The sequence below is a fragment of the Sphingomonas profundi genome, from assembly GCF_009739515.1.
GTDB lineage: Bacteria > Pseudomonadota > Alphaproteobacteria > Sphingomonadales > Sphingomonadaceae > Alterirhizorhabdus > Alterirhizorhabdus profundi.
In genome coordinates this window covers 3796545-3810981 of record NZ_CP046535.1, presented here as the reverse complement: position 1 = coordinate 3810981, position 14437 = coordinate 3796545, and the positions used below count along the sequence as shown (strand labels likewise).

Here is a 14437-nt window from a genome sequence, read left to right as displayed (position 1 = left end):
TGCTGTAGCCGGGAGATGACCTGGATCGGTCCGCAATGCGATCGCCCTACCGCCGAATGCCGCCGTCACACAGCTTTAGTGCAGCGTTCGAAGGTTCAGTCGGCGCGAGGGGCCAGGTGGCGGAACAGGGTTTGCTGCGCCGCCTGGTCGAACTGCTGCGAGAAGGCGTGCGTGTCCCGCAGGGTCGCGACGCGGGCGGCCGCCGGGCGCGCATCGATCGTCGCGACGAGGCGTGCGACGTTGGGGAAGCGCGCCGGTGCATCGTCGCCCAGAGGCCGCGCCATCACGCGGCCCCATCCCCACACCGCCATGTCCACGATCGAGTAATCGTCACCCAGCATCCACTGGCTGTCCGCCAGCCGCCTGTCGAGTATCTCGAAATGCCGCCTCGCCTCGAAGAGGTAGCGTGTCACCGCATAGTCCTTCGGCTCGGGTGCGAAATGCTGGAAGTGAACGGCCTGGCCAGAATAAGGGCCGACGCCGCTCGCCACGAACATCAGCCACGACAGCATCGTCCCGCGCTCCGCCACGCCGACAGGTACGAACCGCCGATGCTTGTCGGCGAGATGGAGAAGGATGGCGTTGCTGTCGAAGACGGCGGTCCCGTCCTCGTCGACGATCGCCGGCAATTTGTTGTTGGGGTTGATCCGCGCGAAGCCGGCATCGAACTGCTCGCCGCGCAGCATGTCCACCGGCACCGGCCGGTACGCCACGCCGAGCTCCTCCAGCAACAACGCCACCTTCATCGGGTTGGGGCCGGTGTTATAGTAGAAATCGATCATACGAAGCCCCTCTTGGCTGTAACTGTCCGGCGATCGGCCGAAGTGGAAAGCGCGGCCGGCGAGCGGCTAGATGCGCCCCATCGCCCCGGCCTTGAAGCGGCTGACGGCGTCGCGCAGCGCATCTTCGGAGGACATGACGAACGGTCCGTTGGCGATCGACGGCTGATCCAGCGGCTCTCCGCTCAGGATCAGAAAGCGGGCGTCCGTCTCCAGCGCGTGCAGCGCGACGGGCGACAGGCCGGTCTCCCATATAAGCATGGCGGGAGCGCGGATCTCGCGAGGATAGCCTTCGCCGAGATCGAGGGCGCCCCGGAACAGGTAGACGAGGAGGGTCCACGGCATGCGGGCCTCGGGTGCCGCCTGCGGGCTGCTGTCCGGCCACGTCATCCCGCCGCCGGGCGCGAGCTTCACGTCGATCAGCGCCAGCGGGCTGGGCGGCGCGAACGCCGCCTGCAGGCTCTCGTAGCGGCCGGCGAGGATGCGGAGCCACCCGCCGCCGGGCAGCGAGGCGAGCGGGATGGCGTCAGCGTCGACATGGTGGATGCGCGGCGGCGCGACCTCCTGATCCTGCGGCTGGCGGACGAAGATCTGCATGCCCTCCACCATCGCGCCGGGCAGGTCCGGCACCTCTTCGTGGACGATGCCCGATCCGGCGGCGGTCCAGTGCAGGCCGCCCGGCGGGATCGCGCTGCGATCGCCCCGGCTGTCCCGATTGGTCATGCCGATCGCGCTTTCCGGCAGAACGTACGTCACCGCCGAGAAGCCGGCATGCGGATGCGGCGGGAAGGTGGGGCCGCGCATGGAGAAATGGTCGAGATTGAAGAAGGGATTGCCCTGCGCCCCGAGCTCCGACCGGCCGACCCGCCATGCGCTGAAGGCATCACCATGCGTGGCGCGGGCCGGTGACACGATGCCGAGCAGCCGGCGATCAGGTTGCAGAAAGGCCAAGGCTGATCCTCTGATGTCAGGGTGTGGCGAGCAGTTCGGCGACGCCGTCGTCGCTGCACCCGTCGAGGCCGACCAGCACGCGCAGGCAGCGCAGGAACGTCACGCGATCCGGTTCGTCCAGCGGCGCCACGATCTCGCGCTGCGCGATCTCCACCCGCTCCAGCCGATCGAGCAGCAGCGCGCCGCCCTCCTCGGTGATCCGCATCGTCCACGCGCGGCTGTCCGTGCGGTCCTTCTCGCGCGCGATCCAGCCGCGCGCGATCATCCGGCCGACCATCTCCTTCATCGTGCTCTTGTCGATGCCGGTGCGATCGACCAGTTCGCGCTGCGAGGCGCCCGGATGCTTGCCGAGCGCGATCAGCAGCGCGATCTGCTGGCGGGTGACGTCGTCGCCGACGATGCGCGCGAAGATCTCATAGGATCTCTGGTGATTGCGCCGCAGCAGGTGCCCCGGCGCGTCCAGCAGGGAGAAGTGCGACAGGCGTTCCGCGATGGCATCCATGTCCGAGAGAGCTTCCTGCGCTTGGTCGGGCACAGTTGCGCGGACCGCCGCCGTTTTCAAGCGCCCGACCGCACCCTGAACTCGACCCGGCCGAGGGTCTGGACGACCAGGCGCACATGGTTGCCGGGCGCGAGATGCTCCGCCGCGGTGGCGCCCCCCGCCATGACCACGTCGCCGGCCTTCAGCGCCTCCCCCGCATCGTCCGCCAGCCGCGCGGCGGCGACGAGCGAGCGGATCGGATTGCCCAGGATCGCCGCCGAGGATCCGATCTGCCGCGGCTCGCCGTCTATCTCCATGATCATGCCCAGGTTCGACAGATCGGTGGCGGGATCGGCCCACGGCCCGACCACGAAGCCGGAGGACGAGCTGTTGTCGGCCACCACGTCGGTCAGCGAGAATTTGAAATTCTCGTAACGGCTGTCGATGATCTCCAGCGCGGGTGCGACGCCGCCGACCGCCGCCAGCGCGGCGGCCGGCGTGACGCGCCCGGCGAGGGGGGCCTTGAGCAGGAAGGCGATTTCCGGTTCCACGCGGGGGTGGACATAGGCCGCGAAGTCGATCGCGCCGCCGTCCTCCACCAGCATCCCATCGGTCAGGCGACCCCAGATCATCTCGTCTATGCCCATCTGCGCCATCTTCGCGCGGCTGGTGAAGCCCATCTTGATGCCGACGCGGATCTCGCCGCGCTGGTAGCGACGGCCGAGCGAGGCGGCCTGCACGCGATAGGCGTCTTCCAGGGTCAGCGGCTGATCCAGCTGCGGGGTGGCCCGGGCGTAGCGGGCGGCATCGTCGAGCAGGGTCGCGATATCCATCACCTCAAGCATGCTGTCCCTCCCGAGCCTTCGCCATGTCGAGCGCGACATCGACGATCATGTCCTCCTGCCCGCCGACCATCTTGCGCCGGCCGAGCTCGATCAGGATGGCGCGCGTATCCAGCCCGTGCTCCTCGGCGGCCTTCTCGGCGTGGCGCAGGAAGCTGGAATAGACGCCGGCATAACCCAGGCTCAACGTCTCGCGATCCACCCGCACCGGCCGGTCCTGCAAGGGCCGGACGAGTTCCTCGGCGGCATCCATCAGCGCGAACAGGTCGCAGCCATGCTGCCAGCCATAGGCATCCGCCGTGGCGATGAAGACCTCCAGCGGCGCGTTGCCCGCGCCCGCGCCCATGCCGGCCAGGCTGGCGTCGACCCGGATGGCGCCGTTCTGCACGGCGACGATCGAGTTGGCGACGCCAAGCGACAGATTGTGGTGGGCGTGCACGCCGCGCTGCGTCTCGGGCTTCAGCACGCGATCATAGGCCTGGCACCGGGCGGCATACTGATCCATCGTCATCGCGCCGCCGCTGTCGGTGACGTAGACGCAGTGCGCGCCGTAGCTTTCCATCAGCAGCGCCTGCCGTGCCAGTGGTTCCGGCTCGCTCATGTGGCTCATCATCAGGAAGCCGGAAACGTCCATGCCCAGCTTGCGGGCATATTCGATGTGCTGCCGGGCGACATCCGCCTCCGTGCAGTGGGTCGCGACACGCACCGAGCGGACGCCGAGATCGAACGCGCGCTTGAGATCGTGGATGGTGCCGATCCCGGGGAGCAGGAGGGTGGTGAGGATGCTGTGCTCCAGCACCTCGGCCACCGCGCCGATCCAGTCCCAGTCGGTGTGCGCGCCGAAGCCGTAGTTGAACGACGACCCGGACAGGCCGTCGCCATGCGCCACCTCGATCGCGTCGACCTTCGCGCGATCGAGGGCACTGGCGATCGCGACGACGTGGTCGAGGCCATATTGGTGGCGGATGGCGTGCATGCCGTCGCGCAGCGTGACATCCTGGATGTACAGCTTGGTCGTGGCGGGATCGAAGCTCATGCCGCGATCCTCTCGCGCGTGCGCAGCGCGATCTTCTCGGCGGTACGGAGCGCGGCCGAGGTCATGATGTCGAGATTGCCGGCATAGGCGGGCAGGTAGTGCGCGGCACCCTCCACCTCCAGGAAGACCGTGACCTTGAGGCCGGTGAAGCTGCCGCCCATCTCGGGAATGTGGAGCCGGCGGTTCGAGCCGATATGCTCGAACTGCACCGCCTGCTTCAGGCGATAGCCGGGCACGTACTTGCGCACCTCTGCCACCATCGCGTCGACCGACGCGGCGATCTCGTCCCGGTCGGCATCGTCGCACAGGCAGTAGACCGTGTCGCGCATGATGAGCGGCGGTTCGGCCGGGTTGAGCACGATGATCGCCTTGCCGCGCTCCGCGCCGCCCACCTTCACGATCGCGTCGCTCGTCGTCTCGGTGAACTCGTCGATGTTGGCGCGCGTGCCGGGCCCGGCGGACTTCGACGCGATCGAGGCGACGATCTCGCCGTAGCGGACCGGCGCGACGCGGTTCACGGCCGCCACGATCGGGATCGTCGCCTGCCCGCCGCACGTGACCATGTTGACGTTGCGCGCATCGAGGTTGGCGTCGCCGTTGACCGGCGGGATGGTGTAGGGCCCGATCGCGGCCGGCGTGAGATCGATCACGCGCTTGCCGTGGGCCAGCAGCACCTCGCTGTGACGCTGGTGCGCGCCGGCGGACGTCGCGTCGAAGACGATCGCGATGTCGGCGAAGCCCGGCAACGCCAGCAGCCCGTCGAGCCCGCCCGCCGTGATCGGCACGCCCAGCCGCTCGGCGCGCTTCAGGCCGTCGGACTCGGGATCGATGCCGACGAACGCGCCCATCTCCAGCACCTCGGACAGGCGCATCACCTTTATCATCAGATCGGTGCCGATGTTGCCGGAGCCGATGATCGCGACCTTCGTCTTCATGCGTCTTCCTTCCCGAAGCGGACGCGAACCGTGCCGAGCCCGGCGATGCGGGCCTCCACCGTGTCGCCGGGCGCCACCGCCACCATCGGCCCCAGCGCGCCGGACAGGACGACGTCGCCCCTGGCGAGCGGCCGGCCGACCTCGGCCAGCTTGGCCGCCAGCCAGCCCAGCGCGTGCAGCGGATTGCCGAGGCAGGCCGCGCCCGCGCCGAACGAAACCTGCTCCCCGTTCTTTTCCAGCACCATGCCGCACAGGCGCAGGTCCAGCGCGGCGAGCGGCACGGGGCTGGTGCCAAGCACGAACAGGCCGGAGGAGGCGTTGTCGGCGACGGTATCGACGATGCCGATCTTCCAGTCGGCGATGCGGCTGTCGACGATCTCGATCGCGGGCAGCGCATAGGCGACGCTGTCGATCAGCTCGGCCGTGGTCAGCCGCGCCGGATCGGGCGTGCGACCGAGCACGAACGCGACCTCCGCCTCGACCTTGGGCTGCAGCAGTCGACCGGGCGCGACGGTGTCGCCGTCGTTGATCGCCATGTCGGCGAACAGCTGGCCGAAATCGGGCTGGTCGACGCCCAGCTGCGCCTGCACCGCCCTGGCGGTGAGGCCGATCTTCGCGCCGACGACGCTCCGCCCTTCCGCTTCCCAGAAGGCGGTGTTGGCGGCCTGGATGGCGTAGGCGTCGGCGATCGTCGCTTCGGGCCATGCCTCTCGGATCGGCGGCATCGGCCGGCCGTCGGCATAGCAGGCGCGCAGGCGTTCCGCGTGCGCCTCGATCCCGCCGACGGGCTGATCGAGGACTAGCTGGCTGGCCATTCGGGGTCTCCGTCACAAAGGAAATGCCACATCCGCTCGAACAGCCCGCCCGCCTTGATGGCGCGGCGGGCGACCTCGTCGGCGGTATATTCGCGAGGGTCGAGGCCCGCTCCGCGCGCCGGCAGCAGCGCCAGCTCGATCCGCGCGGCGTCTTCGAGGAAGAAGGCGAGCGCGGCGGCCTCTTCAAGAGTTTCGGCGGCAGTGACCTCGCCGTTGCCGGCAAGCACGATCGCCGCCGCGTCGCCCATCATCTCGACGACGCGCGTCGCCGCCGCGTCGTCGCGGACCAGCGCGACGGAGGGCCACAGCGGCGGAGCGGGGGCGAAATAGGTGCCGAGACCGTGCAGCGCGCGCGGTGTCTCGCCCAGCGCCGACAGCGCGACCACCGCCGGGGACTGCACGCGTGCGACGCCGCCGATCGCGGGTCGCCGGCGGTAGATCTCGCGGTGGATGCGCACCTCCGGCAGCGCGCCGGCCGGCAACTCGCCATCCAGCGCCACGATCACGCCGGGCGCGTCGACCGGCACGGTGCCGAGCGGTTGCGCGGGCGAGACGAGGAAGCGCTGCTCGTCCAGCCGGGTGCTGACATGGCCATAGGCGTGGGCGAGACCGTGCCGACCCATCGCCCGCGCGGCCAGGCGCATCGTGCGGGCAGGATCAGGCGGCACGGGCCAGGTCGGCGTCCGCTGCCTGCGCCGGCACGCGGAACTCGGGAATATCCGGTTCAGACCCCCACATGCAGAAGCTGGACTGCGCCTTGGGGAACTGGCGCGGCACGTAGGTCTTCTCGTCCTCGGCGGTGATCAGCCGCACGCCGGTGGAATATTCGTAGATCATCCCGTCAGGCCCCTGAAAATACAGGAAGCGCGCGCCGGAGGTAGGATGGCGGCCCGGACCGAACACGATCTTCACGTTGTTCTTCTGGAGAAAGTAGAAGGACCGCATGATGTCGTCCTGGCTCTCCACCTGGAAGTTGACGTGCTGGATGCCGGCATAGCTCGACGGGAACAGGGCGATCTTGTGATGCACCTCGTCGATGCGCAGCAGCGCCGCCTCGCCGATCCAGTCGCTCACCTTCGCGCTGAGCATCGAGATCCAGAACGCCTCGTCGTCCCGCGGGCTGGCGGTGCGCAGGCCGATATGGCTGAACGAGGTGATGCCCGCATCGCGGCTGCCGAAGTAGCGCGTGCCGCTGGCGGCCGGCCGCGCGACCAGATCGATCACGTTGCCGGTCGGATCCTGGATCGTGATGAGGCCGTGGACGCGGCGCTGCTCGCGCTCGTCGGCCGTGCCGTGGCGAACGGCCACGCCGGCGCGCTCGAACAGGGCGGCGGCATCGTCGAGCGCCTGCATCGTCGGCAGCTCGAAACCGACGACATGGCCCGAACGGCCGCCCTTGGTGAACACGACGTTGTGATCGCGATCGTCGCCGCGCAGATAGGCGGCGCTCGCATCGCGGCCGACGAGTTCCAGCCCGAGCATCTCCGTCGCGAAGCGCACGCTCTCGTCCAGATCCTCCGATCCGATGCGGACGTAGCGGATGTCGTGCAGGTCTGCCCCCATGTCAGCTGCCCTTGGTGAGCGTGGATTCAGGCCGCTGGAACTTGCGGCTCATGTGGCCGACCCCCTCCTGGTCGCCGAGCTTGAAGCCCCACGAGTAGCCGCCCGGCGGATTGGAGAGGATCTCCCAGGCATTGTCGTCCATGTCCCAGAAGTAGAAGCAGTAGGTGCCGTGCTGGACCACCGGCTTGGTGATCTTGTGCAGGCCCCACTTCTCGGCATCGCGCTTCACCAGCTGATACGCCTCGTCGACCTCCGCCTCGGTGCCGACGTCGAGCCCGTTATGGTTGAGGAACGGCATCGTCTCCTTGTTCTTGGTCGGGCTCTGCACGACGACGATGATCTGGTCGCCGCCCTTGCGCGCCCAGAACGACACCGCCGCCATCTGCACCGTCTCGAAGCCGAGAAACTCGTCGAAGAAGGCGCGGGTGCGCGCGATGTCGCGACATTCCAGCGTGGCGTGCGAATAGAGCGTGGTCTTGAGCACGGGTTCGGCCTTGGCCGGGACTTCGGTGATCGTCGCCATCGCGCCGTCTCCTAGAGTTTGATGCAGATGTTGGTGGGCTCGGAATAGAAGTTGATCGAATGTTCGCCGCCCTCGCGGCCGACGCCCGACATCTTCGCGCCGCCGAACGGCGTGCGCAGATCGCGCAGGAACCAGCAGTTCACCCACGAGATGCCGACCTCCATCGCTTTGCCGACGCGGTGGGCGCGCGACAAGTTGGTGGTCCAGATCGAGGAGGCGAGGCCGTATTCGGTATCGTTGGCCATGCGGACCGCCTCTTCCTCGCCATCGAACGGGATGATCGCGGCACAGGGGCCGAAGATCTCCTCACGACAGACGCGCGCGTCGTGCGCCAGCCCGGTCCAGAGCGTCGGCTGGACGAAGAAACCCCCGGCCGCCTCGCCGGCCAGATCGGGAACGCCGCCGCCGGTGACGACCGTCGCCCCGTCCTCGACCGCCGACCTGTAATATCCCAGCACCTTGTCGCGATGCTCGGCGGAGATGAGCGGGCCGAAATTGACGCCCGCGTCGTGCGGCAGGCCCGGCTTCATCGCCTCCGCGCGCACCTTCATGCCGGCGACGAAGGCATCGAATACCGGCCGCTCGACATAGATGCGCTCGGGCGCGAGACAGACCTGCCCGGTGTTGAGGAAAACCGCCCGCGACAGGCCGGCGAGCGCCGCGTCCATGTCGGCATCGGCGAACACGATCGCCGGGTTCTTGCCGCCGAGCTCGAACGACAGCGCCTTCACGCTCGGAGCGGCCGATCGCATGATCGCGGCGCCGGTGCGCGTCTCGCCGGTGAAGGTGATGGCGCGCACGCCGGGGTGGCTGGTCAGCATCTCGCCCGCCGATTCCGGGCCGAACCCGTGGATGACGTTGAACACGCCGTCCGGCATGCCGACCTCGCTCATCACCTCGCCGAGCAGGGTGGTGGAGGACGGCGTCTCCTCCGACGGCTTGACGATCACGGCATTGCCGCAGGCGAGCGCGGGAGCCACCTTCCACGTCATCAGCAGCAGCGGCAGGTTCCACGGCGAGATCACGCCCACCACGCCCAGCGGCTTGCGCACCGCATAGTTGAGCGCCTTGCCGCCGTCCGGCGTGTCCATCTCGAACGTCTCGGTGGAGAGGTTGGCGATGGCATCGGCGAACACACGGAAATTCGCCGCGCCGCGCGGGATGTCGAGATGATGGGCCAGCTCGTGCGGTTTGCCGGTGTCGGCGATCTCGGCCTCGAGAAAGTCGTCGAAGCGGCGCTCGATGCCGTCGGCCACGGCGTTCAGCATCGCACGGCGCTTGGCCAGCGTCATCCGCCCCCACTCACCCTCCACCGCCTTGCGCGCCGCCGCCACCGCCGCATCGACGATCGCCTGATCCGCCTCGTGCGCGATGGCGTGCACGCGGCCGGTCGCCGGATCGACGACATCGAACGGCCGGCCGCCATCGACGAAGCGACCGCCGATATAGTTGCGCAGCAGAGTCGGCCCGTTCGGAACACGGCTGTGGGCCGGCGGCTCGGCGGTCTTGGTCGCCATCGGATACCTCTCCCTCTCGTGAATGGTTGTATACGTCCCATCACGGCAGGCCGCAACTGGAAAGTGCGTGCACGTCCTATTTCATCTCAGTGGCGCTTGCCCGATGCCGCCGCACCGCTGATCGCGAAACGCAGGCTCTCGCGCAGCCGCGACGAATCATATTCCGGGGCGAGCGCGGCCAGCAGTTCCAGCGCGGTGCGCGCGAGATGACGCGCCGACAATTCGCCCGCCGCCAGTGCATCGCCCTTCGCTATGGCATCGAGCAGTGCGCGGTGTTCCGCCTCGCCACGCATCCACCAGCCCGGCAGGTGCGCGCCCTTGCTGGCCGATTGGTAGCGCCCGCTGCGCAGTTCCAGCGAGGCCAGCTCCTCGACCAGCGCCGTGCCGGCTTCGGAGACGATCAGATGATGCAGGCGGCGGTGCAGCTGCTGCCAGCATTCGAAATCCTCGTGGCCCTCGTCGCTTTCCAGCTGCGCGACGACGTCCTTCAGGTCCGCGAGGAGGGCGGGCGTCATCCGCCGGGTCGTGATCGAGACGGCCATCGCCTCCAGCACGACGCGCTTCATGTAGAGCGCCTCGATGTCCTCGGGATCGAAGCCGAGAACGCGACTGCGATAGTTCGGCTCGCCGACCAGCAGGCCGCCTTCCTGCAGCATCCGCATCGCCTCGCGCACCGGCGTGCGGCTGACGTTGAGCAGGCGCGCGACCTCGACCTGGCTGAGCACGGTGCCAGGCTTCAGCCGCCCGGCGAGGATCGACGACTGCAGCGCCTCATAGACCTCGACGGCGGTGCGGCGGCGGTCGGCGCGGTCGATCGGCTGGAGGATGTCTGGTCCCAACGGCATGGCAAGAACCCTACCACTGGATGCACGTCGGTCAAGCACCGGCAGGGGGTATCGTCGCTCTGTATCCCGAACCTTGGCGAATCGCCTTCGTGGCCACCTTGACAGCCCGGAGGCGACATCGCAAAAGTGCGTCCACTTATCGGGAGTCGTCGGGTGAAGCTGCTGGTCCTCTATTATTCGAGCTACGGGCACGTCGAGGCGATGGCCGGCGCGGTGGCCGACGGCGCGCGCGAAGGCGGCGCGCAGGTCGACGTGCGTCGCGTGCCGGAGCTGGTGTCGGACGATGTGGCGCAGGCGTCGCACTACAAGCTCGATCAGGCCGCCCCGCTCGCCTCGGTGGACGAACTGCCGGACTATGACGCGATCATCGTCGGCGCGCCCACCCGCTTCGGGCGGGTGCCCGCGCAGATGGCGCAATTCTGGGATCAGACCGGGGGCCTGTGGATGCGCGGTGCGCTGGTCGGCAAGATCGGTGCGGCCTTCACGTCCACCGCCACCCAGCATGGCGGACAGGAGACGACCCTGTTCTCGATCCTGACGACCCTGCTGCACCACGGCATGATGGTCAGCGGCCTGCCCTACAGCTTCCAGGGGCAGATGGGGCTGGAGGCGGTGAAAGGCGGCAGCCCCTACGGTGCGTCCACCTTGTCCGATACGGACGGCAGCCGGATGCCGGGCAGCGCCGATCTCGACGGGGCGCGCTTCCTCGGCCGCCACGTCGCCACGCTCGCCGCGCGCCACATCGCCTGAGGGAGCACGCCATGCCACTCATCAACGTGCAACTCCTCGCCGGGCGGACGCCGGATCAGAAGAGCGCCCTGATGCGCGGACTGGCGCAGGCCGCGATCGACGCGCTGGGCGTGCCGGAACAGTCGGTGCGCGTGATCCTGACGGAGGTCGAGCCGCAGCATTGGGGCATCGGGCTGAAGAGCAAGGCCGACGGCTGACCGCCGTGAACGCAGACACGCGCGGCGGCACGCGACCGCGCGCTTGGGGGGAGCGATATGAGTGACGTCTACAGACTGGCCGTGATCGAAGACGGCGGCGTCGCGCTGCCCGTGGTGGAGCAAGGCGGGCGGCTGCTGCCGCTCGCACAAGTGCTGGGCGCGGATGCGGGCGCGCTGGCTGCGGGGACGGACCTGATGCCGCTGCTTCAGGACTGGACGGCGGCGTCGCAGGCGCTGGATGCGGCGGTGGCGGCGGCGAACTTCTCGGGCGGCCGATCCGCCGGGGAGGCGAAGTTCCGCGCGCCGCTGGCGCTGCCGGGCAAGATCGTCTGCATCGGCGCCAACTATCACGATCACGTCGCCGAGATGCCGATCCCGATGGTGCCCGAATATCCCTACGCCTTCCTCAAGCCCGCCAACACCACGATCCGCGGATCCGGCGACCCCGTCGCCAGGCCGCCCGGCGTCAGCCTGATGGACTATGAGGCCGAACTGGCGGTGGTGATCGGCACCGAATGCCGCCACGTGGCCGCGGCCGAGGCGCTGGACGTCATCGCCGGCTATGCCAATTTGAACGACCTGTCGGCACGCGACTGGCTGGCGAGCCGTCCGCCGATCGGCGTGGACTGGGTGCGCCACAAGGCCTTCGACGGCTTCTGCCCGTTCGGCCCCTATCTGCTGCCCGCGCGGTTCGTGGCCGATCCGCAGAATGTCGACGTCCACCTGACCGTCAACGGCGTGACCAAGCAGGACACCAACACGCGCCACATGATCTACGGCGTCGCCGCCATCATCGAGCATCTCAGCGCGATCATGACGCTGCTGCCCGGCGACGTGATCGCCACCGGCACCGGCGCCGGCGTCGGCCATGGGCGCAAGCCGCCCGAATATCTGAAGCCGGGCGACGAGGTAGTCATCGAGATCGCCGGCCTCGGCAGGCTGATCACGCCGATCGTGTGAGGTTCGCGCACGCCGCGACGATCAGGCCGCGCAACCACGTCTGCGCGGGATCGGCATCAAGGCGCGCGTGCCACAGCAGCCGGATCGAGACGCCGCGGAAGCCGGCGGGTAGCGTCACCGTGCGCAGGCCGCCGCCGGCCAACGCCAGATCGGCCAGGCGGGCGGGGATGATGCCCACGGCATCCGTCCCCCGCACCATCCGCCCGATCGCCAGGAAGCTGGCGACGCGCACCCGCGGCGGATGCCGTTCGGACAGGCCGCTCATGCCGATGTCCTCGACCGTCCACCGACTGCCCGGGAATTGCGTGGCGACGTGCGGGTAGGCGAGCAGTTGATCGAGGGTCGCGGCCCCGTCCAGCGGGTGATCCGCGTCGACGACCGCGACGAAGCGATCTTCCGCCAGCACCTGGGTGCGGACCGCGTCGGCCATCTCGCCCGCCACCTCCTGCAGGATGTCGCCGGTGAGGCACAGGTCGACCTCGCCGGCGAAGACGCTACGCACCGGGCGATCGATCGGCACGGTCTCGAATGTCACGCCGGGGGCCAGCGTGCCCGCGCGGGCGAACACGTCCGGCAACACCAGGAACAGGCCGAACTCGGACGTCATGATCCGCACGTGACGCCGTGCCGCGGCCGGGTCGAACGGCGTGAGCGGCGTGGTCAGCTGGCCGACGCGCAGCATTGTCTGCCGCACCTCGTCGGCCAGCCCGGCCGCGCGCGGGCTCAGCTCCATCGCGCGCCCGACACGCACCAGCAGCGGATCCTGTAGCTGCTCGCGCAGCCGCGCCAGCATCCCGCTCATCGTCGGCTGGCTGATGCCGAGCAGGTGCGCCGCGCGCGTGACGCTGCGCTCGCGCAGCAGCGCGTCCAGCGGGCGGAGCAGGTTGAGATCGAAATCAGCCACGAGCCATTCTGTACGACGATGCCAGCCGGCTCAATCATCGAGATTGCCGATGCTGCGATCGGCTCGACGCATTTTTCAGCGCGCCGCATGTGCGTCATTCTCGTCTTCGGACATGTGATGCGGAGGATGCCATGAACGTGATGCGACGGATCGAGATCGACGTGCCCACGGTGGACGAGCTCGTCGCGCGCGCCGCCGCGTTGCGCCCGGTGCTGACGGAGCGTGCCGCGCAGACCGAGCGCGATCGCCGCGTATCGCCGGATACGATCGCGCTTCTGCGCGAGGCCGGACTGCTGCGGCTGGGCCAACCCAAGCGCTTCGGCGGCTACGAACATGGGCCGAGCGCGATGCTGCGCGTCGGCTTCGAGCTGGCCCGCGGGTGCGGCAGCACCAGCTGGTGCACCTCGATCGCCAACGTCAACGCGTGGCTCGCCTGCTACTGGCCGCTCGAGGCGCAGGCGGCGATCTGGGGCCGCGCGCCCGATCACCTCGTCACCGGAACGTTCGTGCCCACCGGCTCGTGTGCGGCGGTCGAAGGCGGCTACGCGATCAGCGGGCGCTGGCCGTTCGCCAGCAATTGCGACAATTCGGACTGGCTGTTCGTCTCCGCCCTGCTGCCGGAGGGTCAGGGCGTCGGCTGGTTCATGGTGCCGCGCGACGCCCTGTCCATCGATCAGGACAGCTGGCACGTGGCCGGCATGCAGGGAACCGGCAGCAAGACGCTGGTCGCCGACGCGCCCGTCTTCGTGCCCGCCGCGCGGACCCTGCTGTTCTCGGACGTGGTCAAGCGGACGATGCCGGGGCGCGCGGTGCCGGACAATCCGATGGCGGAGTTCGCCTTCACCACCTTGGGCGCGGTGACGCTGGTCGCACCGCTGCTGGGCATGGCGCAGGGTGCGCTCGACTGGTTCGTGGAGGCGATGAAGGCCAAGGTGAAGACCTCGCTCAAGCCCGGTGCGCCGGTCGGCGTCGCGCAGGGACAGGACGCGCAGCAGCGTGTGGGGCAGGCATCGGCGCTGATCGATGCGGCGATGGCGCTGCTCCTCGCCGATCTCGCGCCGTTCGAGGCGCAGGTCGCGGCGGGCGAGGCGCCGAGCGACGCCGCACGCATCCGCATCCGTCGCGACATCGCCTTCGCCGCGCGCGCCGCCTCCGACGCGGTCAATCTGCTGTTCGAGGGGGCGGGCGCGGCTTCGGCGGCGCTGGACAGCCCGATCCAGCGATACTGGCGCGACATCAACGCGGCTGCGCGCCACGCCAGCCTCGACGTGCCCGCCATCTACGCGATGGTCGGGCAGGAGCGTTTCGGGCTGGAGCCGAAGGGGCCGTTCTGATCGGG

At 69.1% G+C, this 14437-nt stretch carries 17 protein-coding genes; 4 read left to right on the top strand and 13 right to left on the bottom strand.

Annotated features, from left to right (window positions below):
• Positions 1-95 precede the first annotated feature (95 nt).
• The 12 genes from GNT64_RS18065 to GNT64_RS18010 form a co-directional block, all read right to left on the bottom strand.
• Positions 96-782: a glutathione S-transferase family protein gene (locus GNT64_RS18065; RefSeq protein ID WP_156680783.1), complete on the bottom strand. Its 687-nt coding sequence runs from the start codon at positions 780-782 to the stop codon at positions 96-98.
• A 66-nt stretch (positions 783-848) separates the two neighbouring features.
• Positions 849-1730 (bottom strand): pirin family protein, encoded by an 882-nt coding sequence (locus GNT64_RS18060; RefSeq protein WP_156680782.1) that lies wholly within the window; start codon positions 1728-1730, stop codon positions 849-851.
• 16 nt (positions 1731-1746) lie between these two features.
• Positions 1747-2232 carry a MarR family winged helix-turn-helix transcriptional regulator gene (locus GNT64_RS18055; RefSeq protein WP_156680781.1) on the bottom strand — a complete coding sequence of 162 codons (486 nt, stop codon included), beginning with the start codon at positions 2230-2232 and terminating at the stop codon, positions 1747-1749.
• Between the two features lie 56 nt (positions 2233-2288).
• The gene (locus GNT64_RS18050; RefSeq protein ID WP_156680780.1) at positions 2289-3056 is read right to left on the bottom strand and encodes a 2-keto-4-pentenoate hydratase; all 768 of its coding nucleotides are present in this window, start codon (positions 3054-3056) and stop codon (positions 2289-2291) included.
• Positions 3049-4089, bottom strand: coding sequence for a 4-hydroxy-2-oxovalerate aldolase (dmpG, locus tag GNT64_RS18045; protein ID WP_156680779.1), 1041 nt, complete (start codon positions 4087-4089; stop codon positions 3049-3051). Before dmpG ends, GNT64_RS18050 begins: the two co-directional genes overlap by 8 nt.
• On the bottom strand, positions 4086-5024 hold the full coding sequence (locus tag GNT64_RS18040; protein ID WP_156680778.1) for an acetaldehyde dehydrogenase (acetylating): 939 nt from the start codon (positions 5022-5024) through the stop codon (positions 4086-4088). Before GNT64_RS18040 ends, dmpG begins: the two co-directional genes overlap by 4 nt.
• Positions 5021-5839, bottom strand: coding sequence for a 2-keto-4-pentenoate hydratase (locus tag GNT64_RS18035; protein WP_197277083.1), 819 nt, complete (start codon positions 5837-5839; stop codon positions 5021-5023). Before GNT64_RS18035 ends, GNT64_RS18040 begins: the two co-directional genes overlap by 4 nt.
• Complete coding sequence (locus tag GNT64_RS18030; RefSeq protein WP_156680777.1) at positions 5824-6483, bottom strand: class II aldolase/adducin family protein; 660 nt, start codon at positions 6481-6483, stop codon at positions 5824-5826. The genes GNT64_RS18035 and GNT64_RS18030 overlap by 16 nt, the downstream gene beginning before the upstream one ends.
• A 13-nt stretch (positions 6484-6496) precedes the next feature.
• Positions 6497-7402: a VOC family protein gene (locus tag GNT64_RS18025; protein WP_156680776.1), complete on the bottom strand. Its 906-nt coding sequence runs from the start codon at positions 7400-7402 to the stop codon at positions 6497-6499.
• Position 7403: 1 nt separating this feature from the next.
• Positions 7404-7925 carry a VOC family protein gene (locus GNT64_RS18020; RefSeq protein ID WP_156680775.1) on the bottom strand — a complete coding sequence of 174 codons (522 nt, stop codon included), beginning with the start codon at positions 7923-7925 and terminating at the stop codon, positions 7404-7406.
• A gap of 11 nt (positions 7926-7936) precedes the next feature.
• Positions 7937-9442 (bottom strand): 2-hydroxymuconic semialdehyde dehydrogenase, encoded by a 1506-nt coding sequence (locus tag GNT64_RS18015; protein ID WP_156680774.1) that lies wholly within the window; start codon positions 9440-9442, stop codon positions 7937-7939.
• Positions 9443-9528: 86 nt separating this feature from the next.
• Positions 9529-10287 (bottom strand): GntR family transcriptional regulator, encoded by a 759-nt coding sequence (locus GNT64_RS18010; protein ID WP_156680773.1) that lies wholly within the window; start codon positions 10285-10287, stop codon positions 9529-9531.
• Positions 10288-10488: 201 nt separating this feature from the next.
• Between GNT64_RS18010 and wrbA the strand changes: the two genes are divergently transcribed.
• From wrbA to GNT64_RS17995, 3 genes are read left to right on the top strand one after another with little or no spacing between them, the layout of a single operon-like run.
• A complete protein-coding gene (gene wrbA / locus GNT64_RS18005) occupies positions 10489-11037 on the top strand; it encodes an NAD(P)H:quinone oxidoreductase (protein ID WP_231639575.1) in 549 nt (182 codons plus the stop codon).
• Between the two features lie 11 nt (positions 11038-11048).
• Positions 11049-11234, top strand: coding sequence for a tautomerase family protein (locus GNT64_RS18000; protein ID WP_156680771.1), 186 nt, complete (start codon positions 11049-11051; stop codon positions 11232-11234).
• 57 nt (positions 11235-11291) lie between these two features.
• Positions 11292-12194, top strand: a complete 903-nt coding sequence (locus GNT64_RS17995; protein WP_156680770.1) for a fumarylacetoacetate hydrolase family protein — start codon at positions 11292-11294, stop codon at positions 12192-12194.
• On the opposite strand, the gene GNT64_RS17990 is transcribed toward GNT64_RS17995, so the two are convergent.
• Positions 12178-13098, bottom strand: coding sequence for a LysR family transcriptional regulator (locus tag GNT64_RS17990; RefSeq protein WP_156680769.1), 921 nt, complete (start codon positions 13096-13098; stop codon positions 12178-12180). The genes GNT64_RS17995 and GNT64_RS17990 overlap by 17 nt on opposite strands.
• A gap of 131 nt (positions 13099-13229) precedes the next feature.
• On the opposite strand from GNT64_RS17990, the gene GNT64_RS17985 reads away from it, so the two are divergent.
• A complete protein-coding gene (locus GNT64_RS17985) occupies positions 13230-14432 on the top strand; it encodes an acyl-CoA dehydrogenase family protein (protein ID WP_156680768.1) in 1203 nt (400 codons plus the stop codon).
• The last annotated feature ends 5 nt before the right edge of the window (positions 14433-14437 follow it).